This is a genomic window from Telluria aromaticivorans, from assembly GCF_013003915.1.
In the GTDB taxonomy this organism is placed as follows: domain Bacteria; phylum Pseudomonadota; class Gammaproteobacteria; order Burkholderiales; family Burkholderiaceae_D; genus Telluria; species Telluria aromaticivorans.
This window is the reverse complement of record NZ_JABAIV010000006.1, coordinates 232,642-254,054: the sequence shown is the minus strand read 5'-3', so window position 1 is coordinate 254,054 and position 21,413 is coordinate 232,642. Positions and strand designations below refer to the sequence as shown.

The window sequence follows — 21,413 nt, the reverse complement described above, 5'->3', positions numbered from 1 at the left end:
CCCTACCAGGAACGAACGCGGCCGGTGTCCATGTGGACGAACTGCGAGTCGGGGTAGTAGCCGACGCCGCCGCCCCCGATCGACAGTGCCGCACGCTGCAGCATCTTCAGGTCCTTGCCCGGGATACGGATATCGATCGCCTTGGCTTCCATGTGCAGGCTGCGCTTGGCCACGCCACCGCTGGCGGAATGCAGCTTGGCGTTCGACTCCGGCGAACGGTAGCCCGAAATGATGTGCAGTTCCTTGTTGTTGCCCATCTTCGCATTCACGGCAGTCAGGAGCAGCATCAGTTCCGGGTCCATCTCGGCGACCTTGTTGCTGCGATGGTCGCGCAGCACCTTGTTGATGTCCTTCATCGCATCCGGAATGAACTCGCCTTCAGCCCAGAACACGGTGCTCAACTTTTCGCCGGTGTGCGTGTTGTACAGGCGCAGGGTCCGCTCGCCTGGGGCGGCTTGTGCTGTCTTGGCAAATGCTGGGATGCTAAGGGCTGGTGCTGCCAGGATGAGGGAGGACTTCAGGAAAGCTCGGCGTGGCATCATCGGATTGAATCCTTATGGTGATTGCGCTCAAAGGTCAATTCTACGTCAATTTTGTTAAATGCGCCGATAAAAGCTAGGGAAATGCGGCATTTAAGCTACGATTATGGTGTTTTCACCAATTTTGGGAGATTTTTGATGACGAGTTATCAACGAATGCCGACAAAGGTTCTAATTTCCGTTGCCACCTTGCTCACTGCGCTAGCCGGACATGCCTCGGCGCAGGCAATCACGCCCGTGGACGAGCCGCCCGCAGCCAAGGGCTGGCGTGCCGAGACCGTTGCCGGCGACCTGCCGCAACCCTGGGGCATGGCCTGGCTGGCGGACGGCCGCATGCTGGTCACCGGCAAGAAGGGCACGCTGCACCTGCTGAACGGCAAGCGCTTCGACGAGGTCGCCATCGAAGGCTTACCGGCGCTGTTCACCGGCGGCCAGGGCGGCCTGCTCGACATCGCCGTGCACCCGGGCGACAAAGGCCCCAATCCTCGCGTCTACATGACGATGGCCAGTGGCACCCAGGACGAGAACCGTACGGTGCTGGTGCAGGGCATCTTCGATGGCAAGCGCGTGCATGGCGTGAAGACGATTTTCACTGCCTCGCCCTCGAAGAGCGGCGGCCAGCACTTCGGTTCGCGCATCCTGTTCATGAAGGATGGGACGCTGTTGATGAGCATTGGCGACGGCGGCAATCCTCCCCAGCGTGTGGGCAACATGCTGGCGCGCGACCAGGCCCAGAACCTTGGCAGCCACAACGGTGCGGTGCTGCACCTGACAGCCGACGGCAAACCGGCCTCGGGCAATCCGCTGGCCGGCCAGCAGGGCGCGCTGCCGGAACTGTGGAGCATCGGGCACCGCAACATCCAGGGCATGGCGGTCGACCCGCAGAGCGGCCGCGTCTGGGCCAGCGAACATGGCCCGCGCGGCGGCGACGAGATCAACCTGGTCGAAGGCGGCAAGAACTACGGCTGGCCGCTGCAGAGCTATGGCCTCGACTACAGCAGCCGCGAGCCGGTCGGCACCAAGGCCGTGCCGGGCATGGTGCAGCCGATCGTCGTGTGGTCGCCGTCGCCGGCGCCATCCGGCCTGGCCTTCTACACCGGCAAGGCCTTCCCGGCCTGGCGCGGCAGCCTGTTCAGCGGCAGCCTGGCCGGCGAGGACATCCGCCGCGTGGCGCTGGATGCCCAGGGCAAGGTGGTCCGCCAGGAAAAGCTCGCCATCGGCAAGCGTGTGCGCGACGTGCGCCAGGGGCCGGACGGGCATTTGTATGCGCTGACGGATGAGACCAAGGGCAGCCTGTTGAGGATCGTTCCGCGGTAGGGTGGGCGGGTCCTCCCGCCCGCGCGTTCAAATCACGTCAATCAAGACGCGCCGTGATTTCATGCGGTGGTTGAACGCGCGGGCGGCATAGCCGTCCACCCTACGAGAACCGCCAAACCGATACGATGTAAATGGATTTCGACCGATCCATGCACCTGACATTGTTGCAATGAGAAAAGCTGCCTAGAATGCTCTTTCCATCCGGCCCGGATGATCCACAGGAGGAGCAGCATGGCAGTATCCGTTCGCAATCTCAAGCTGGCCGCAGCGCTGGCGCTGGCTACCAGCATCTCCGCGGCGCACGCGGCGCCGGCCAAACAGGCCACCATGCCTGATATCCCGATCCCCAACGTCCCCTACACCAAGTTCGTCCTCAAGAACGGCCTCACGGTGCTGGTTCACGAAGACCACAAGACCCCGGTGGTCGCGGTCAACACCTGGTACCACGTCGGCTCGAAGAACGAGAAGGTCGGCAAGACCGGTTTCGCCCACCTGTTCGAACACCTGATGTTCAGCGGCAGCGACAACTTCAAGAAGACCTACCTGAACGCGATGGAAGGCATCGGCGCGACGGACCTGAACGGCACCACCAACCAGGACCGCACCAATTATTTCCAGAACGTGCCGACCTCGATGCTGGACTATGCGCTGTTCGCCGAGAGCGACCGCATGGGCCACCTGCTCGGCACCGTGGACAAGAAAAAGCTCGACCTGCAGCGCGGCGTCGTGCAGAACGAAAAGCGCCAGCGCGAGAACCAGCCATATGGCGTGGCCTACGAGCTGCTGGTGAACAATACCTACCCGGTCGGCCACCCGTATTCCTGGACCGTGATCGGCAAGATGGAAGACCTGGACGCCGCCTCGATGACGGACGTGCAGGACTGGTTCAAGACCAACTACGGCCCGAACAACACGGTGCTGGTGCTGTCCGGCGACATCACGCCGGAAGTGGCGCGCCAGAAGGTCGAGCAGTATTACGGCCACATTCCTCCGGGCCCGCCACTGGCCAAGCATGAAGCCTGGATCGCCAAGCGCACCGGCAGCCACCGCACCACGGTACAGGACCGCGTGCCGCAATCGCGCATCTACCGCACGTGGAACGTCCCGGGCGCACACACGCCGGAAGAAGCACAGCTCGACCTGGCAGCCCTGGTGCTGGGCGGCGGCAAGACCTCGCGCCTGTACAAGCGCCTGGTGTACAAGGACCAGCTGGCCACCAGCGCGACCGCGAGCGACGACGCCGCGGAAATCGGCGGCCAGTTCGACCTGACCTTGACCGCGCGTCCGGGCGCCGACGTGGCCAAGATGGAGCGCGTGGCGGACGAAGAACTGCGCGCGCTGATGAAGAACGGCCCGACGGATGCCGAACTGCGCCTGGCCAAGACCACCATCCTGGCCCAGTACACCCGCATGATCGAGCGCGTCGGCGGCTTCGGCGGCAAGAGCGATTTGCTGGCCTCGTGCACGACCTACACGGGCAATCCGGACTGCTACAAGGTCTACCTGGAGCGCATCAAGGCGGCGACCCCGGCCAGCGTGAAAAAGGCCATGAACGACTGGCTCAGCGACGGCGATTTCGTGCTGCAGGTCGACCCTTACCCGACCACCCTGGTGGCCGGTGCCGCAGCGGACCGCAGCAAGGAACCGGCACTCGGCAAGCCGATGTCGCTCAAGCTGCCGGACATGCAGAAGATGACCCTGTCGAACGGCCTGAAGGTCGTGCTGGCGGAGCGCCACGATGCACCGGTGGTGAACTTCCAGCTGCTGGTGGACAGCGGCTACGCATCCGACGCGTTTGATAAGCCGGGCGTCGCCAGCCTGGCGCTGCGCATGCTCGAAGAAGGCACCAAGACCCGCAAGTCGCTGGAAATCGGCGAAGAGTTCGCGGGCCTGGGCGCGCAGTTCGGCGCCGGCACCAACCTCGACAGCGCCTTCGTGACCATGAACACGCTCAAGGCCACGCTGCCGCAGTCGCTCGCCGTGTACTCGGACCTGGTGTTGAACCCGGCCTTCCCGCAGAACGAATTCACCCGTCTGCAGAAAGACCGCCTGGCCGCGATCCAGCGCGAGAAGACCGTGCCGCAGCTGATGGCGCTACGCGTGCTGCCGAACCTGTTGTACGGCAAGGACCACGTGTATGCGCGTCCGTTCACCGGCACCGGCACGGAGGAAGCGGTCAAGCGCATGACCCGCGACGACCTGGCGAATTACCACGCCACCTGGTTCAAACCGAACAACGCGACCCTGCTGGTAGTGGGCGACACCACGCTGGCCGAGATCAAGCCGCTGCTCGAGAAGTCGTTCGCCGGTTGGAAAGCCGGCGAGGTGCCGAAGAAGGTGCTGGCCAACGTGGCGCCGAAGGAAAAGAGCGTGGTCTACCTGGTGGACCGTCCGGGCGCGCTGCAAAGCGTGATCGTCGGCGCCCAGCTGGCCCCGCCGCGCAACAGCCCGGAAGCGCTGCCACTGGAAATCGTCAACGACGTCTTCGGCGGCACCTTCAGCTCGCGTATCAACATGAACCTGCGTGAAGACAAGCACTGGTCATATGGCGTGTCGAGCCAGCTGTCGCCGGCCATCGGCCAGCGTCCGTTCATGAGCGTCTCGCCGGTGCAGACCGACAAGACCCGCGAAGCGATGCAGGAACTCGTGAGCGAGTACCGCAACATCGCCGGCGGCAAGCCGATCACGGCCGAGGAGCTGAAGGGCGCGCTGGACAACAACACGCTGGGACTGCCGGGCAGCTTCGAGACCGCCGGCCAGCTGACCAACGCCTACACCAACATCGTCCAGTACGGCCTGGGTGACGACTACTACAACACCTTCACCGAGAAGGCGCTGTCGCTCACGCCGCAGCAGGCCAATGCACTGGCCGCCCGCAGCTTCACGCCGGACCGCCTGGTGTGGGTCGTGGTGGGTGACCTGAGCAAGATCGAATCGGGCATCCGTGCGCTGAACATCGGGGAAGTGCGCAAGATCGATGTAGATGGGAATCCGGTGAAGTAAGACTGGCGTAATCCGGATCTCGTAGGGTGGGCAGGGTAAAACAGTCCAGTGGACTGTTTTACGCCCGCGCGTTCAACCAGCCTATGATCAGTCGTCTCGTCTGCTCTACATGGATTTGAACGCGCGGCCGGCAAAGCCGGCCACCCTACGCTTAATCGAGCGCTTGAAACAGCGCCGTCGCAATCTTCGCCTGCTCCGGCTGCGGCATGTCGGTGTTATTGAGCAGCACCACCGCCCGCCCATCGGCTGGATCATAGGCCAGCAAGGTTTTGTAGCCGCCAAAGGCGCCCGTTTCCCACGCCAGGGAACGGGCGCCTTTTTTCGTGGTGACGGTTTTCACGCGGCCGCCCAGCGCATAGTCTTCGGACGCTGCCTGCACGGTGGACAGCTCGCGCCGTGATTTATCGGACAGCAGCTTGGTGAAATACACCGTGTCGGCAATCGCCACCAGGTCGCGCGCGGTGCTGTACAGGGTGCCGCTGGCGGCCACCATCGGCGGCGCGGTCGGGACCTTACGTCCGCCGGCGGCGGTGTAGGCCACGGCCATGCCGACGGCATCCTCGTAGCCGGTGGCGCCGAAGCTGGTGTCGCGCACGCCGGCCGGGGCCAGCACCAGTTCCTCCACCGTTTCCGTGAACGGCTCCCTGGTCGCGCGCTCGACCACGGCTGCGACCAGTATCCAGTTCGTCACCGAATAATCGTAGCCGTCGCCCGGAGCGACTGCCGTGCCGGCGCCGAAACGCAGGGCGGCTTCCACCGGGCCGATCTCGAGGTTCTCGATCGACTTGTCCTTTTTCAGCGCTTCCGACAGGCCGTTCGGGATGCCGCTGCGGTTCGACATCAGCTGGCGCAGCGTCACCGCGCCATTCGCGGCCGGCAGTTCCGGCATGTGGCGCGCGATTGGTGCATCGAGGTCGAGCTTGCCCATGTCGGCCAGGCGCAGCACGGTGACGGCGCTGATCCACTTGGTCATCGAGCCGATCATGAAGCGAGTGTCCTTGGTATTGGCCTGCGCTTCCTCGCGCAGGGCCAGGCCGCTGGCGCGCATCACCAGCGTCGAGCGGGCGTCCTTGCGCACCGCGGCCACGCCGCTGTAATCCTTCGGCAAGTGGCGTTCGACCAGGGGTTCGGTGGTGACTTTGGCAACCAGGGCGCAGCCTGACAGGGTGGAGAGGGCGACGGCGAACGCGGCAGGCGCGAACAGGGAAAAGCGGATATGCATGGGTGCTCCAGGTAAGTACATCAGGGCATTGTAGCCGCCGGTTTCCGGACATGGCGGACGGTGCGGCAGGCGTGCGCGGGAGGACTGAGGGAGCGAGCAGGGACGGGACGGCGCGCCGCCCCTGCAGGTGTGGCGCAGGTGCGGCTTCAGCCCTTGCGCTGGATGTCGGCGGTGATCTCGTAGGCGCGCAGGCGTGCCGCATGGTCGAACACCTGCGAGGTGATCATCAGCTCGTCGGGCTTGGTGCGCTCGATAAAGGCGCGCAGCTGGGCTTCCACGGCTTCCGGCGCCCCGATCGCGGTGCAGGAGAGCACGCTGTCCAGCATCATGCGCTCGGCCGTGCCGAGGCTCTCCAGATAGCCCGGCACCGGCGGCTGCAGCTTGCTCGGGCGGCCGCTGCGCAGGTTTACGAAGGCCTGCTGCATCGAGGTCGCCAGTACGTGGGCTTCGGCATCGGTATCGGCGGCGAACACGTTGAAGCCGAGCATCACGTACGGCTTCTCGAGCTGGGCCGACGGGCGGAAGGTCGAGCGGTAGATCTCGATCGCCTGCATCATCATCTGCGGTGCGAAATGCGAGGCAAACGCATACGGCAGGCCGAGTGCAGCCGCCAGTTGGGCGCCGAACAGGCTGGACCCGAGGATCCAGACCGGCACGTCCAGCCCTGCACCCGGTACTGCGGCTACCGGCCGGCGCGGCGAGCCGGCGAAATAATCCATCAGCTCAACGACGTCCTGCGGGAATTCGTCGGCGCTTGATTCCAGGTTGCGGCGCAGGGCGCGCGCGGTGACGTGGTCGGAACCCGGCGCGCGGCCCAGGCCCAGGTCGATACGTCCCGGGAACAGCGACTCGAGGGTGCCGAATTGTTCGGCGATCACGAGCGGCGAATGGTTGGGCAGCATGATGCCGCCGGCGCCGACCCGGATGGTCGAGGTGCCGGCCGCGACATGCCCGATCAGCACGGCGGTGGCGGCACTGGCGATGCCCGGCATGCCGTGGTGTTCGGCCAGCCAGAAACGGTGATAGCCCAAGCGCTCGCCGTGTTGGGCGAGGTCTAGTGAACGGTGGAAAGATGTTGCCGCATCGCTGCCTTCTGCGATGGGGGAGAGGTCGAGTATCGAGAATGGAATCATCCGTTGATGATACGCCGATGCGGTTTTTCGCGTGCGCGATGGCCCAGGACGCTTGTGCTTACTTGGTGTTCTGTAAAGATTGACCTGCGGCGGGCGCGTCCTTATGATCGGTCGCGAAACCCGTCCACTCCCTGCCTGCCCATGTCCCGATTTCCGCGTACGCCATGCCGCCGCACGACCATCCTTGCCACCTTCTGCGCAGCCCTGTTCGCGACTGGCTGCGCGCAGATGCCGGGTACGGAGAGGGCCGCGATGCGCGTTGATCGCCAGTTCGACGCGGCGCGGCTGGCGGAGCTCGACCGCGCCATCCTCGACCACATCGGCGCACGCAAGTTGCCGGGCGCTGTCTTCCATCTCGAACGCGGGCACGCGGTGTACGAGAAGGGTTTCGGCCGCCATACCTACGAGCCCGATGCGGCGCCGGTGACCCCGGAGACGGTGTTCGATGCGGCGTCCCTGAGCAAGGTGTTGTCGACCGCGCCCTCGGTGCTGATCCTGGCCGAAGACGGCAAGCTCGATCTCGACGCGCCGCTGGTGCGCTATTTTCCCGAGTGCGCCAACGGCGGCAAGGACGCCATCACCGTGCGCCACCTGCTGACGCATTCTTCCGGGCTGCCGGCGGGCTTGCCGGCCCGGCCGGCCTGGCAGGGAAGCGCGGCGGCGCAGGCGCTGGCTTGCGCGCAGGCCGTCACGCATGCGCCGGGCAGCTTCTTCCGCTATTCGGACATCAATTACATCCTGCTGGGCCAGCTGGTGGGACGCGTCGCCGGCATGCCGCTGGACCAGTTTGCCCGGCAGCGCATCTTTACGCCGCTGGGCATGCTTGACACCGGCTATCTGCCGCTGGCGCGCATGCCCGTGCAGCGGATTGCGCCGACCCAGCGCGCGCGCCTCGACGGTGACGCGGCGCTGCATGGCGACCTGGCGCCGGGCCAGTTGCTGCAGGGCGCCGTGCACGACCCGACCGTGCGGCGCATGGGTGGCGTAGCCGGTTCCGCCGGCGTGTTCTCCACTGCGCACGACGTGGCGCGCTTTGCCCGCATGCTGCTCGGCGAGGGAAAACTCGACGGCGTGCGCGTGCTCGGCAAGGAGAGCGTGCGCCTGCTGACCACCGTGCAGTCGCCGCCGGGCCTGGTCTTGCGCGGGATGGGCATGGACATCGATTCGCCCTACGCACAACGCCCGCGCGGCGCGCTGTTCCCGGTCGGCTCCTACGGGCATACCGGTTTCACCGGTTGCATCCTGTGGGTCGATCCGCAGTCGCGCAGCTTCTATGTCTTCCTGTCGAATCGCGTCTATCCGGACGATAAAAGCAATGTGCTGGCGCTGTACACCCAGCTCGGCACGTTGTCGGCGCAGGCCGCGCATGTGGCAGTCCCTGCCATAGCGGCAACGCGGGATTGACCGCCCTGCTTATTTTTCCAGCAGGCTACCGTGCGCCTGCCTCTGCCTGGCATCCCTACACTTCGACCCCTATGCAATATCTCATTGATATTGTTGAGTATTTCGCCCCGAAGACAAATTCTAGGAGATCGACATGAAGATGAACAAGCTACTGAAAGGCCTGCTGGGTGCGTCCGTTGCCGCTGCCATGTTTGGCGCCACGACCGTCCATGCGCAATCGGGCAGTACTGCCGGGCAGTCCGGCAGCGCTGCTACCACAGGTACCAGCCACAGCGGCAGCATGAACGATCAAAGCAGTGGCAGCTCCTCGGCCAGCGCCACGGGCAGCTCGCAGAAACAGGACAAGAAACACAGCAAGAAGGGCAAGCATCACAGCACGGCGAGCGGCACCAGCGGTACCAGCGGTTCCACCAGTACGGAGAGCATGACCGGCGCCACCGCAACCGGTGATACCGGCGGTTCGGCCACTTCGAGCGGCAGCACCGGCGCCATGGGCGCCACCGGTTCCAGCGGCCAGCTTGACTCGGGCAGCTCGGGTGGCGAGGCCGGCCGCACCAGCACCGGCGCATCGAGCGAGCCGCCAAGCCGTTCAGGCACCAGCGGTTCGTCGGGCACCAGTGGCTCGTCGGGCTCGATGGGTACCAGCGGCGCGAGTGGTACGACTGGCACCAGCGGCTCCATGGGCACCACCGGGACCACTGGCGCCACCGGCGCCACCGGCACGATGGATGCCACCGGACGTAGTGGTACCACGGGCACGACTGGCACGGGCACCGGCGCCAGCGGCACCTCGGGTACGACCGGCACCACCGGGACCTCGGGCGCCACTGGTACGACTGGAACAACTGGTACCAGCGGCACCACCGGCACGACCGGCACGACCGGCACAACCGGCACAACCGGCACGCCCCCACCAACCACCGGCGGCACCGGCCGCGGCTACTGATCCGGGTTCCTTCCTGGTCTCCCCCAGCGCGGCCTGTGGCCGCGTTCAACACCAGCCTGCGGGCTGGTGTTGTCGTATACACCTGTCGCGATGGGTCGTCAGCGCGCGTTGCGTCCGCGCATGCCTGCACGCGGCGAGCGCGGGGGCGGGTCGCCATCCTGCAGTTCGATTTTTTCCAGCGGTTCAGGCGCCGGCCCGTGCAGCACCTTGCCCTCGATGTCGAAGCGCGAGGCGTGGCAGGGGCAATCCCATGAGCGCTCGGCCGAATTCCAGTGCACGGCGCAGCCGAGATGGCTGCATTTGGCCGATACCGCGTGCAGGCCGCCCTGGGCGTCGCGGTAGACCGCGATCTTGCGCAGGCCGTCGCGCACCACCGCGCCTTCGCCGGCGGCGATCTCCTGTACCGAATCGACATCGCCCCCGGTCAGCCATTCGCCATAGCGCGCCAGGGTATTGGCCTGCTCGGAAGCGAAATCGGCCAGCCCGTGCACCGGCTTGCGCGACGGGTCGTACAGCGCCTGCCATGGATTCTCGCGGCCGCCAATCAGGTCGGTAATGAGCATGGCGCCAATGGTGCAATGGGTCATGCCATTGCCCGAATCGCCGGTAATCAGGTACACGTTGTCGTCGTCCATCGGGTTGCGGCCGAGGTAGGGCAGGCCGTCGGACGGTTCCATCACCTCGCCCGACCAGCGGTAGGCCACCGCCTGCGCCTGGGGAAAATGCGCACGTGCCCAGCGCTCGATCTCGTCGTAGCGGTGTTCGGGATGGTCGTCCTGCCCGGTCTTGTGGTCGGCGCCCCCGACCACCAGGATGTCGTGGTCCGCCCCCTCGGGCGATTCGAGGCGCACGTAATAGTAAGGGTCGCCCGTGTCCCACAGCAGGATGCGCGGCAGCGCGCCGCGCGGCACCTGCAGGCCCACCACATAGGTGCGGTAGCCGGCCTGCTTGGTATGCATCACCACGCGGTCGTTGAAGGGCGTGTGCGTGGCCAGCACCACGGCGCGGGCGCGGATGTCGCCACGGTCGGTGGTCACGGTTTGCTGCTGCTGGTCGCCGCGCACCCGGTGCGCGTGGGTGGCGCCGAAGATGCTGCCGCCAAGGCGCTCGATGGCGCGCGCCAGGCCGGCCAGGTATTTCAGCGGATGGAACTGGGCCTGGCGCATGTAGCGCACGGCGGGCCCGGAATCGAAGGGCAGGCCGGGCACGTCCGGTAGCAGCTCGACCGCCACGCCGGCGCGCTTGGCGGAGTTGTATTCCTTCTCGAGGTCGCGCAGGCCGTCGCCTGGCAGGGTGTACAGGTAGCCATCGACGCGTTCGAATGCGCAGTCGATGTTTTCTTCGGCCGCAATGGACTCCACCAGGGTGATCGCGCGGGCATGGCCGTCGGCCACCAGCCGTGCATTGCCGGCGCCGAACTTGTCCTCGATGGTGGCGTACCACTCGTCGGGCGGGAACAGGTGGGCCGTGGTGCGGCCGGTCTCGCCGGCGCCGATGCCGAGCGCGTCGATGACTGCCACGCTGCGTCCTTCCCTCGCCAACAGGTAGGCGGTGGTCAAGCCGGCGATGCCGGCGCCGATGATGCAGACCTCGGTATCGAATTCACCCGGCAAGGGAGGGTAGGAGGGCAGGTCGGCGGTGTCCAGCCATACCGAGATCGAAGCGCCATTGGTCGAAGCAGGCATATCGTCATCCTTTCTGTGCAGGCGCCGGGCGCCGGCGCGCGGGAAGGCATAACAGGCCGCGCTGGCGGCCGATGAGTCCTGGGCACAGTCTACCGGGCGCCCAGAAAGCCCGTAGCACGATCCCGGCAGGCTGCGTGGCACGATGCGCGGGCCAGCAGCGCGTGCCTGGCCGGCGGTTTGTGGCAGGCTTGCACCAGTATTGTTGAAATTGATGACGGGATGGTTTAGCGAGGAAGTTGTGGCGTAGAATTAACTGATATTACTCACAGGAACTACCGCGATGGATAACGCTACCGGCCCGGTACAGGCCTTCCCGCCCAGCGCCATGAAGCTATCTGAACTCATCGGTGCGCTGAGCTACGCCCTCGACATCACCGAAGGCCAGCCCGACGGCCATTGCGTGCGCTGCTGCTGGATCGGCATGCACGTCGGCCAGGCCATCGGCCTGCCGGATGAAGAACTGTGGGAACTGTATTACACGCTGCTGCTCAAGGACCTCGGCTGCAGCAGCAACGCGGCCCGCATCTGCGAGCTGTACCTGACCGACGACCTGGGCTTCAAGCGCGACTTCAAGCTTGTGGGCGACAGCCTGCCGCAGGTGCTCTCTTTTGTCCTCACCCATACCGGGCTGAAGGCCGGCCTGGCGGAGCGCTTCCGCAGCGTGATGACGATCCTGCGCGACGGTCCGGCGATTGCACAGGATCTGATCGCCACCCGCTGCCAGCGCGGCGCGGAGATCGCGCGCCTGCTGCGCTTTTCCGAAGGCGTCGCCGCCGGCATCTATTCGCTCGACGAGCATTTCAATGGCAAGGGCAAGCCGGCCGGACTGGCCGGCGAAGCCATCCCGGTGTACGCGCGCATCGCGCTGCTGGCCCAGGTGATCGACGTGTTTAATATCTCCTCGGGACGCGACAGCGCGATGAAGGAAGTGCGCAGCCGCGCCGGCAGCTGGTTCGACCCACGCCTGGTGGCGGCCTTCGAGCAGGTGGCGGCCGCACCGGCCTTCTGGGACATGCTGGCCTCACCAGGTATCGACCAGGCGGTGTTCGCGCTGGAACCGGCGGGCCGCGAAGTGCAGCTCGACGACGACTACCTCGACGACATCGCCACCGCCTTCGGCCAGGTGGTCGACGCCAAGAGCCCCTACACCAGCGGCCATAGCGCGCGGGTGGCGCTGTACACCGACCTGATTGCGGAACAACTGGGACTCGGTGCGCAGCAGCGCCGCTGGCTCAAGCGCGGCGCGCTGCTGCACGACGTCGGCAAGCTCGGTGTCAGCAACAGTGTGCTGGACAAGGCGGGCTCGCTCGACCGCGACGAATGGGATGCGGTCAGGCAGCACGCCGCCTATACCGAGACGATCCTCGGCAGGATCCAGGCGTTTGCGGGACTGGCGAAGATCGCGGGCGCGCATCATGAGCGCCTCGACGGCACCGGCTACCCGCACGGCCTGAGCGGCGACGAGATCGGCATCGAGACCCGCATCATCACCACCGCCGACATCTTCGACGCCATCACGGCCGAGCGCCCCTACCGCGGCGCGATTCCCGTGCCGCAGGCCCTGGCCATGATGGAAAAAACCGTCGGCAGCGCGCTCGACAAGGACTGCTTCGAGGCGCTGAAGACGGCGGTGGCGCGCGTGCCCCTGCAGGCCGCAGCGTAAGGGCGATCCGGCTGGATCGCCCGGGTTAGCGGCGGCGGCGCGCCAGCGACAGGCCGGCCAGGCCGAGCCCGAAGATCATCAGGCTGGCGGGCTCCGGCACCTGCGACGGTGGGTTCGATTCGATCAGCAGCGTGTCCAGGCCGACGTAGTCCGCGGTCAGCTGCGGCTGCCTGTGGACGAATCCAAGACGGCCATTGCCGGCCTGCGCACCGATCGTGATGGTGTACATGGTCCATTCGTTTGGCGGGGTCGCGACCATCTCGGCGATGAATTCGAGCGGATCGGTGCTGCCCTCGGTATAGCCATAGATGACGATGTCGGCGAAGGTCGCTCCCGAGTTCGCGCTGCGCAGGTAGAAGGTGGCGGTGGCGCCGTTGACCAGCGAGAACACCGGCGTAAACAGGCGGTTGTCGACCAGGCCACCCTCGGCTGCCACGTTGAAGTCCGACGTGATATACGAATCGTCCGGACCCGACTGCGCGGTGAACACTTGCGGATTGCCCTGCACCCAGCCAGGTGCAAGTCCTGGCGGCATGCTCTGGTTGTCCAGCACCCATCCCTGGCCCGGCAGCGCACTGACGTCGTTGAAATCTTCTTGCAGCAGGACGGCCGCCTGTGCGAGGCCCATCGTCGATACCAATGTCAGGGCAACGAGCAATTTCTTGATCATGTAGCGCCTCCATGTTGTTAGTTGCTAAGGGGCAGTTGCACCCGAAAAGTCGGCCGGCAGGCAGTGCCTACACGCTGGAATGAACATAGAGAAGCACGTAACGTGCCACTCCCATAAACCATTGATTTTGCTAATAAATAACCATGTGCCTATAAGAAAGACTTGTAATTATGTAAAATTTCTCGACATGCGCGCGCATTGTGGGATATGCCGCGGGCATGCCTGCCTGCTGCACGAATTCCTGCCCGCATAGCAAGATTTGACAAACATGGCCCGAAACATCACGACACAATGCCTTCACACCAGAGACGCCCGAACGTCCACCGCATTCGCGGCCGAAGGCTGAAGTGAACTAAGCGTTCCGCCGGTCGCGGAATCACCAACCTGTTTTGGGAGACAAGATGAATGAGATGACGGCACGGCAGTACAAGCGCACCGCGATTGCGGCAGGGGTAGCGGTATTCATCATGGGGATGGCCGCGCAGGCATCTGCCCAGTCGGCCCAGGAGCCGGTGGAACCCCAGACCGTGGTGGTGACCGGCGTGCGTGCCGCGCTCGAACAGTCGCTGCGCCAGAAGCGCAATGCCGATGCCTTCGTCGAAGTGGTGACGGCCGAAGACATCGGCAAGATGCCGGACAAGAACGTGGCCGACGCGATCCAGCGCCTGCCGGGCGTGAATACCCAGTCGTCGGCCGGCGGCGAAGGCGGCTTCGGCGAGAACGACCGGGTCAGCCTGCGCGGCACCAGCCCGAGCCTGCAGCAGACCCTGTTCAATGGCCATGCGATCAGCACCGGCGACTGGTTTTTGCTGAACCAGATCGGCGGCAACGTCGGCCGCTCCAGCAGCTTCTCGCTGCTGCCCTCCGAGCTGGTGGGCTCGATCGTTGTGCAGAAAAGCCCGACCGCCGACCTGGTCGAAGGCGGCGTCTCCGGGGCCATCAACGTCATCACCCGCCGCCCGCTCGACTTTCGCCAGCAGCTGACGGTGGAAGGCTCGGTCCAGGCCAACTACAACGACCTGTCGGATAAAGCGCAGCCACACCTGTCCGGCCTGGTGAGCTGGAAGAATGAGGCCAGCACCGCGGGCGTGCTGGTGCAGGCTTTCTCGGAAAAAGCCACGGTTCGCCGCGACGGCCAGGAGATCCTCGGCTACACGCCGATCAGCGCGACCAGCGCAGCGGCGATTGCCAATCCTGCGCTGGCCGGCGTCGCCATCCCTACTTTTATTGGCGCCAGCCTGTTCGAGCAGACCAAGAAGCGCACGGGCGGCGCCTTCGACATCGAGGTGCGCCCGGTGCGCGGCCTCTCGCTCGACCTGAACGGCTTCTATTCGAAACTGGAAGCGCCGCACCTGAACACCAATTGGCTGGCGGCGCCGGCCAATTCGATCAACAGCCTGAACCTGATCCCGGCGAATCCGGTGGTGCGCAACAACACGCTGGTGGCGGCGGGCTTTACCCGCAATGCGGGCGAGGTCGACAACATCTACCGTCCGGATGCGGGCGGCGAGTCCTGGTACCTCGACTTCAACGGCAAGATGCGCGTCAGCGACCAGCTCACCCTTTCCGGCAAGCTCGGTAAAACCCATGGCGTGGGCTGGGACCGCGATGACGTCTTCTACCAGAACAACGTCGATGGCGGCATGGTGTATGCGCTGAACGGCCTGTCCCCGGCCTCGGTCAGCTACCCGGGCGGGAATACGACCTCGCCGGGCTCTACCGCCTGGGCCGGCGGCGGCGAAGCGCAATCGGTCGACCAGGAAAAATACGCCCAGTTTGACGGCGAATGGCGGGTGCGCGATTCCAGCCTGCAGGCGATCCGCTTCGGCGCGCGCTGGACCGACCACCACCGCACCGCCGAACACCCGCTCGAGACCCGTCCGGGCCCGAACGGTTTCAGCGCCCCCGGCCCGGCCTGGAACGGCCAGATGTACCCGTCGGACTTCGCCAACGACCTTGGCGGCAACCTGTCGTCGAACTATTTCAAGTACGACGGCGCGGCCCTTGGCGCCTGGGGCGCGGCGCCAGGCAACCGCCTGCTCGACTACGTGCTGCGGCATAACTGGATGGACGAATTCCAGGTCGGCGAGAAGACAGCGGCCCTGTATGCGATGGCGGATATCGGCGGCGACAAATGGAGCGGCAACGTCGGCCTGCGCGCGGTCGAGACGCGCCAGACCACGGTGGTCAACCTGCCCGGCGGCCCGAATCCAGTCACGGGTTCGGCCTTCGGCCCCTACACCCCGACCACCTTCAAACGCAGCTACCGCGACTATCTGCCGAGCGTGAACATCAAATACGAGGTGTCGCCGCAACTGGTGCTGCGCAGCGCGCTGGCCAAGACCATTGCGCGTCCGGACTACAGCGCGCTGGGCGGCTCGGTCTCGCTCAACGACGACGCCCTGAGCGGCAGCGGCGGCAACGTCAACCTGGAGCCGGTGCGCTCGACCAATTTCGACCTCGGGATGGAGTGGTATTACGCGCCGAAGGCATTGCTGTCGGCCGGCTTCTTCTACATGGACCTGCGTTCGATCGTGGCCCAGGGCACCTCGCTGGGTACCTATTACAACAACAAGCGCAGTGCGCAGGCGGTCTACCAGATCACCTCGCCCTTCAATACGACCGGCACCAACAAAGGGGTGGAACTGAGCTGGCAGCAGCCCTTGTGGGGCAACTTCGGCACGCTGGTGAACTACACCCACGCCGACGGCGAACTCGATGACGGCGGCGAGCTGCTGAACTCCTCGAAGAACACCTGGAACGTCACCGGCTATTTCGAGAACGAGCGCTTCTCGGCGCGCCTGGCCTACAACTACCGCTCGAAGTACAAGGCCGGCGTGGACCGCGGCGCCAGCCAGCACGTGGACAGCATGCCTTCGCTGGCAGCCTCGCTCAACGTCAAGCTGACCGAGCGCCTGACCCTCACCTTCGATGCGTTGAACCTCACCAACGAGACGATCAAGATGTATGCCGAGAACGAAGACCGCCCGCGCGCGTTCTATTCGAACGGCCGCACCTTCTACGTCGGCATCCGCGGCAAGCTGTAAGCAAGCCCCACCACGGCGGGTGGCCCGGATATCAGGCTGCCCGCCGGCTGCGGAAGACATTCATGACCCCGACTACCGACCTGCCAACGGGCCGCCCGGCGATCGCTATCGCCTGGGAATGCCTGAGCAATTTCACGCACGACGACGCGTTTACGGCGCGCCTGCGGCTGCGCAACGATTCAAACGATGCGATCGCGCACGGCTGGACAATCTGTTTCAACACCTGCCGCAAGGTGCTGGCCGACAGCGTCAGTGCCGGCTACGCGGTCGCCCACGTCAACGGCGACTTGTTCGCATTGAGCATGCCAGGTGGCGGCGCTTGGCTGCCGGGTGCATCCCACACGGTGGAGTACGAAGCGCTGCATTGGGCGATCAGCATCACCGATGCGCCACTGGGCTTCTACCTGCTGCCGGGTGACGGCGGCGCGCCGGTCGACCTCGGCGACCCGGAGATCTCACCATTCGTGCGGCCGGAACAGCGGCATCGCATGCGCGGCGACCTGCTGCCGACGGCCGATGCGGCCTGGCGTTTCGAGCAGGATGCTGCGCTCTACCGGCTGCCCGAGACACTGGTCGGCCGCATCACGCCGCGTCCGCAGTCGGCGCAGTTCGACGGCCGCCGCTGCCTGCTGTCGCGCCACGCGCCGCTCAGCTACGACGGCGCGCTGTGGAACGAAGCCTCGCTGCTGGCATCGATGCTGGGCAGCCTGTCCGGACTGGTGCCCGGTGGCTCGGCCGACCTCGTCCTGGAAGTCGGCGCCGTCGAGAATGTGGAGGGTGGCGCGCCGCTCGAAGCCTACCTGCTCGACATCGAGCCGGGCCGGGTGCGCATCCGCGGCGCCAGCCCGCACGGCGTGTTCAATGCCATCCAGAGCCTGGCCCAGTTGCTTGGCCCGAACGGCGAACTGCCGATCGGACGCGTGCGCGATGCCCCGCGGTTCGGCTACCGCGGCATCATGCTCGACGTCGCGCGCCATTTCGCCGACCTGACCACGGTGCTGCGCCTGCTCGACTGCATGGCCAGCTATAAACTGAACCGCTTCCACTTCCACCTCACCGACGACGAAGGCTGGCGGCTGGCGATCGGTGCGCTGCCGGAACTGACCGCCATCGGCGCGTTGCGCGGCGTAACGCGGGATGGCCACCCCTGCCTGCCGCCGTCCTTCGGATCCGGCGCCGACATCGACGCACAGGGAGGCAGCGGCTTCTACACCGCATCCGACTTCGTCACCATCCTGCGCCATGCGCATGCGCGCCACATCGAGGTCATCCCCGAATTCAACATGCCGGGCCATGCGCGCGCTGCCGTGGTGGCGATGCGCGAACGCTACCAGCGGCTACTGGCTACCGGCGATCCCGAGGGCGCCGCACGCTTCCTGCTGAGCGATCCGGATGACGCCTCGATCTACGAATCGGTGCAGCTGTGGCACGACAACGTGATCTGCATCGCGCTGCCTTCGGTGGACCGCTTCATCGAGACGGTGGTGGGCGAGGTCTGCATGCTGTTCCGCGAGGCCGGCGTGCCGCTGCGGACCATCCACACCGGCGGCGACGAAGTACCAGGCGGCGCCTGGCTCGGCTCCCCGCGCTGCCGCGCGCTGATGCAGGAACGGGGCTGGACCGATGTGCAGCAGCTGCACGACGATTTCACCGAACGCTGCCGCACGATCCTGGCGCGCCACGGCGTGGCCTTCGCAGGCTGGGACGAGACTGCGCTGGTGCACCAGGATGGCCGCATGCAGCCCAACCTGCGCTTTGCCGGCGCCGGCCTGCAGGTCTATGTCTGGAACAATGCCTGGGGTAGGGGACAGGAAGACTGCGCCTACCTGCTTGCCAATGCCGGCTACGAGGTAGTGCTGGCCAATGCCGCCAACCTCTATTTCGACCTGGCCCACGCCAAGCATCCGCAGGAGCCGGGCTACTACTGGGCCGGCTTCGTCGACAGCCGCAATGCCTTCGGCTTCTGCCCGCTGGATGCCGGCGCGATGGCGGGCCCGGATGCGATGGGCAGGGCGCTCGATCCGCAGGTGCTGGCCACGTTGCAGCCGCTCGACGCCGAAGGCCGGCGCCGCATCAAAGGCTTGCAGGGCCAGCTCTGGGGCGAGAATGCGCGCACCCGCGCACGCCTCGACTACATGGCGCTGCCAAGGCTGATCGGCCTCGCCGAGCGGGCCTGGGCCCGGGATCCGGGCTGGCAGGATATGCCTGAACCGGACCAGCGTGCGGCATGGGCGCTGCGCCACTGGAACGAATTTGCCAACCGCCTCGGCCAGCGCGAGTTGCCGCGCCTGGACCGCGCGCGCCAGCCCTGGGAGTACCGGCTGCCGCCGCCCGGCGCGGTCGTGCGCGGCGGCGTGCTGCATGCGAACGTCGCCTTGCCGGGACTTGCGTTGCATTACACTGTCGACGGCAGCGAACCTTGCGTAGCTAGTACGCGCTACGACGCGCCGGCGCCGGTCTACGGCGCGGAGCAGGTGAAGCTGGCCAGCTTCGACACCCGCGGCCGCGGCAGCAGGACAGTCACCCTCAACCTGACCCCGAGCGTGGATACGCCATGACCGCCATGAACGAGCTCCTCGCTGCCTCGCTTTCGCCAGCGCGAAAGCGCCATCCCCTGGCCTGGGTGCCGACCCTGTACCTGGCCCAGGGCCTGCCTTTCTATGCGGTCGCGCTGGTGGCGGGCCTGATGTTCAAGTCGATGGGCGTGCCCAACGACCAGATCGCGCGCTGGACCGGCGTGCTCGGGCTGGCCTGGGTTTTCAAGGCCTTGTGGAGCCCCTTCCTGGAGCTGGCGCGCAGCAAGCGCGGCGTGGTGGTGACTTTCCAGCTGGCCGGCGGCCTGGCCCTGGGCGCGGTGGCGCTGGCGCTCCAGCTGCCGGGCTGGTTCGGGGTGTCGATCGCCTTGTTCGCGGTGGTGGCGGTGGCCTCGGCCACGCACGACATCGCCGCCGACGGCATCTATATCGCCAGCCTGTCGGAGCGCCAGCAGGCCGCGTATGCAGGCTGGCAGGGCGCCTTCTTCAATGCCGCCAAATTCCTGTCGCTGGGCGGGCTGGTGATGCTGGCCGGGCACCTGGAACAGCGCATGGGCCCCGGCCCGGCGTGGGCCTTGGTGTTCGCGCTGCTCGGCATGTTGATGGCGGGGCTAGGCCTGTACCACCTGTGGGCGCTGCCGGCCGCTGCGCCGGCGGTGCGGCCGCAAGGCGGGGCGCGCGGCGCGGCCGGTACGCTGCTCGACGTGATCCGCGCCTTCTTCGCCAAGCCCGGCATCTGGATGGCGATCCTGTTCATCATTTTATTCCGCGCCGGGGAAGGGCAGATCCAGACCATCGGCCCGCTGTTCCTGCGCGATGCGCGTGAACTCGGTGGCCTCGGCCTGAGCACGGCGCAAGTGGGCGCCGTGTATGGCACCGCAGGCACGGTGGCTTTCCTGGCCGGCAGCATCGCGGGCGGCTATTTCACGGCGCTGCTGGGACTGCGGCGCGCGATGCCCTTCCTGATCGTGGCAATGAATTTGCCGAATGCCGTGTTCTGGTACCTGGGCACGGCGCAACCCGAATCGCTCGGTATCATCGCGGCCGCACTTGGCCTGGAGATGTTCGGCTACGGCTTCGGTTTCGTCGGCGTGATCCTGTTCATCATGCAGGTGGTAGCCAGCGGCCCTTACCAGACCGCGCACTATGCGCTCGGCACCGGCTTCATGCAGCTCGGCTTCGTGCTGTCGAAGATGGTCAGCGGCGACATCCAGCGCCTGCTGGGTTACCGCGATTTCTTCCTGTGGGTGCTGGTGTGCGCGCTGCCGGTGCTGGTGCTGAGCCGCTTCATGCGGCTCGAAGCAAATGGGAAGGAAGGCGTCAGCGCTTCTTGACCGGCAGCGCCAGCCAGCCGCGCCATTGGCCCGCGCAGTCGCGCTCCACCTGCTGGATGTGCGGGCGCGTGCTGTCCAGGCGCCAGGTGGCCTGGCGGTCGAGCCAGTCCTCGTACATCGAGCGAAAGCGCGGCCACTCGTGGCGGAAGTCGAGGCAGGCGTAGGCGCCGGCCGGCAGCACCCGCATGCCCAGGCTCGCATCGGCGGCGCCGCCGGCATGGCCGAAGTCGTAGCAGTATTCGTCTTCGCCGGTAAAACCCGGGTCTTCGTCGAACACGCCATACCAGGGCGCGCCGGGCGCGATGCCATGCAGGCGTTCGCCCTCGCAGATGACCGTGTGGCAGGCAATCGACAGCGCCGCCCCCGACTGGCCGAAGAAACGCTGGTAGCGCAGCGCCACCGCCGGCAGCATGCGCACCTCGATGCGCGCGGCGACCGTGCCGGGTTCGGGTGCGCAATAGGGCGCCAGGATCACGTCCAGGTTACCCGGCTCCGCCACGAAGAAACTGACGTCGCTCTCGCGCCCGACCTGCTGGTCCATGTAGGCGCGCCAGCCGCCTTCGCGCCAGGCCTTGGCGGACATCGCGAACTGCTGCTTGAAGGCCTTGGCGAAGGCCGCGTTCGAGGGAAAGCCGCAATCCTGCGCGATGCGCACGATCGGCACGTCCGGTTCGTGGCGCAGCTGGTGCGCGGCGCGGCGCAGGCGCCGCTTGCGCTGGTATTCGACGGCGGAAAAGCCGGTCAGCTCGCGGAAGATGCGGTCGAAGTGGAAGCTCGAATAACTGGCCGATGCGGCCAGGCCGCTAAGCCCCAGCGGATCGCCAACCGAGTCGAGCATCAGGTCCATCACTTCGTACAGACGCGAAGTGCGTGACACTTGCGACGGCAGCTTGGCGGTCATGAGGCCAGGGCCAGG

The 21,413-nt window shown here is 66.1% G+C and carries 14 protein-coding genes; 8 read left to right on the top strand and 6 right to left on the bottom strand.

Annotation, left to right across the window (positions count from 1 at the left end; all coding sequences use genetic code 11):
• Positions 1-2: 2 nt before the first annotated feature.
• Positions 3-542, bottom strand: coding sequence for a peptidoglycan L,D-endopeptidase MepK (gene mepK, locus HGB41_RS17460; protein ID WP_171086743.1), 540 nt, complete (start codon positions 540-542; stop codon positions 3-5).
• Positions 543-776: 234 nt separating this feature from the next.
• Between mepK and HGB41_RS17455 the strand changes: the two genes are divergently transcribed.
• Together HGB41_RS17455 and HGB41_RS17450 are read left to right on the top strand one after the other, a co-directional pair.
• A complete protein-coding gene (locus HGB41_RS17455; RefSeq protein WP_371868541.1) occupies positions 777-1,856 on the top strand; it encodes a PQQ-dependent sugar dehydrogenase in 1,080 nt (359 codons plus the stop codon).
• 231 nt (positions 1,857-2,087) lie between these two features.
• Entirely contained in the window at positions 2,088-4,859 is a 2,772-nt protein-coding gene (locus HGB41_RS17450) for a M16 family metallopeptidase (protein ID WP_171086739.1), read from the top strand.
• Between the two features lie 151 nt (positions 4,860-5,010).
• Here the strand turns inward: HGB41_RS17450 and HGB41_RS17445 are convergent, their stop codons facing one another.
• The gene (locus tag HGB41_RS17445) at positions 5,011-6,081 is read right to left on the bottom strand and encodes a serine hydrolase domain-containing protein (protein ID WP_171086738.1); all 1,071 of its coding nucleotides are present in this window, start codon (positions 6,079-6,081) and stop codon (positions 5,011-5,013) included.
• A 146-nt stretch (positions 6,082-6,227) separates the two neighbouring features.
• Positions 6,228-7,214 (bottom strand): LLM class flavin-dependent oxidoreductase, encoded by a 987-nt coding sequence (locus tag HGB41_RS17440; RefSeq protein WP_171086737.1) that lies wholly within the window; start codon positions 7,212-7,214, stop codon positions 6,228-6,230.
• A 252-nt stretch (positions 7,215-7,466) separates the two neighbouring features.
• On the opposite strand from HGB41_RS17440, the gene HGB41_RS17435 reads away from it, so the two are divergent.
• Both HGB41_RS17435 and HGB41_RS17430 read left to right on the top strand, forming a co-directional pair.
• The gene (locus HGB41_RS17435) at positions 7,467-8,618 is read left to right on the top strand and encodes a serine hydrolase domain-containing protein (RefSeq protein ID WP_171086735.1); all 1,152 of its coding nucleotides are present in this window, start codon (positions 7,467-7,469) and stop codon (positions 8,616-8,618) included.
• A 133-nt stretch (positions 8,619-8,751) separates the two neighbouring features.
• Positions 8,752-9,564: a hypothetical protein gene (locus HGB41_RS17430; RefSeq protein WP_171086733.1), complete on the top strand. Its 813-nt coding sequence runs from the start codon at positions 8,752-8,754 to the stop codon at positions 9,562-9,564.
• Between the two features lie 98 nt (positions 9,565-9,662).
• Here HGB41_RS17430 and HGB41_RS17425 read toward each other — a convergent pair whose 3' ends face one another.
• Positions 9,663-11,249, bottom strand: coding sequence for an FAD-dependent oxidoreductase (locus HGB41_RS17425; RefSeq protein WP_171086730.1), 1,587 nt, complete (start codon positions 11,247-11,249; stop codon positions 9,663-9,665).
• A 280-nt stretch (positions 11,250-11,529) separates the two neighbouring features.
• Here HGB41_RS17425 and HGB41_RS17420 point away from each other — a divergent pair, with 280 nt between their 5' ends.
• A complete protein-coding gene (locus tag HGB41_RS17420) occupies positions 11,530-12,912 on the top strand; it encodes an HD-GYP domain-containing protein (protein WP_229423092.1) in 1,383 nt (460 codons plus the stop codon).
• A gap of 25 nt (positions 12,913-12,937) precedes the next feature.
• Here HGB41_RS17420 and HGB41_RS23595 read toward each other — a convergent pair whose 3' ends face one another.
• Positions 12,938-13,582, bottom strand: coding sequence for a choice-of-anchor J family PEP-CTERM protein (locus HGB41_RS23595; protein WP_229423091.1), 645 nt, complete (start codon positions 13,580-13,582; stop codon positions 12,938-12,940).
• Between the two features lie 401 nt (positions 13,583-13,983).
• Here HGB41_RS23595 and HGB41_RS17410 point away from each other — a divergent pair, with 401 nt between their 5' ends.
• The 3 genes from HGB41_RS17410 (at position 13,984) to HGB41_RS17400 (ending at position 20,497) form a co-directional block, all read left to right on the top strand.
• A complete protein-coding gene (locus tag HGB41_RS17410) occupies positions 13,984-16,629 on the top strand; it encodes a TonB-dependent receptor (RefSeq protein ID WP_171086728.1) in 2,646 nt (881 codons plus the stop codon).
• 62 nt (positions 16,630-16,691) lie between these two features.
• Positions 16,692-19,187, top strand: a complete 2,496-nt coding sequence (locus tag HGB41_RS17405; protein WP_171086726.1) for a family 20 glycosylhydrolase — start codon at positions 16,692-16,694, stop codon at positions 19,185-19,187.
• The gene (locus HGB41_RS17400) at positions 19,184-20,497 is read left to right on the top strand and encodes an MFS transporter (RefSeq protein WP_171086724.1); all 1,314 of its coding nucleotides are present in this window, start codon (positions 19,184-19,186) and stop codon (positions 20,495-20,497) included. The genes HGB41_RS17405 and HGB41_RS17400 overlap by 4 nt, the downstream gene beginning before the upstream one ends.
• Here the strand turns inward: HGB41_RS17400 and HGB41_RS17395 are convergent.
• Positions 20,484-21,398: a helix-turn-helix domain-containing protein gene (locus HGB41_RS17395; protein ID WP_171086722.1), complete on the bottom strand. Its 915-nt coding sequence runs from the start codon at positions 21,396-21,398 to the stop codon at positions 20,484-20,486. The two genes, HGB41_RS17400 and HGB41_RS17395, sit on opposite strands and share 14 nt — an antisense overlap.
• Positions 21,399-21,413: the final 15 nt, after the last annotated feature.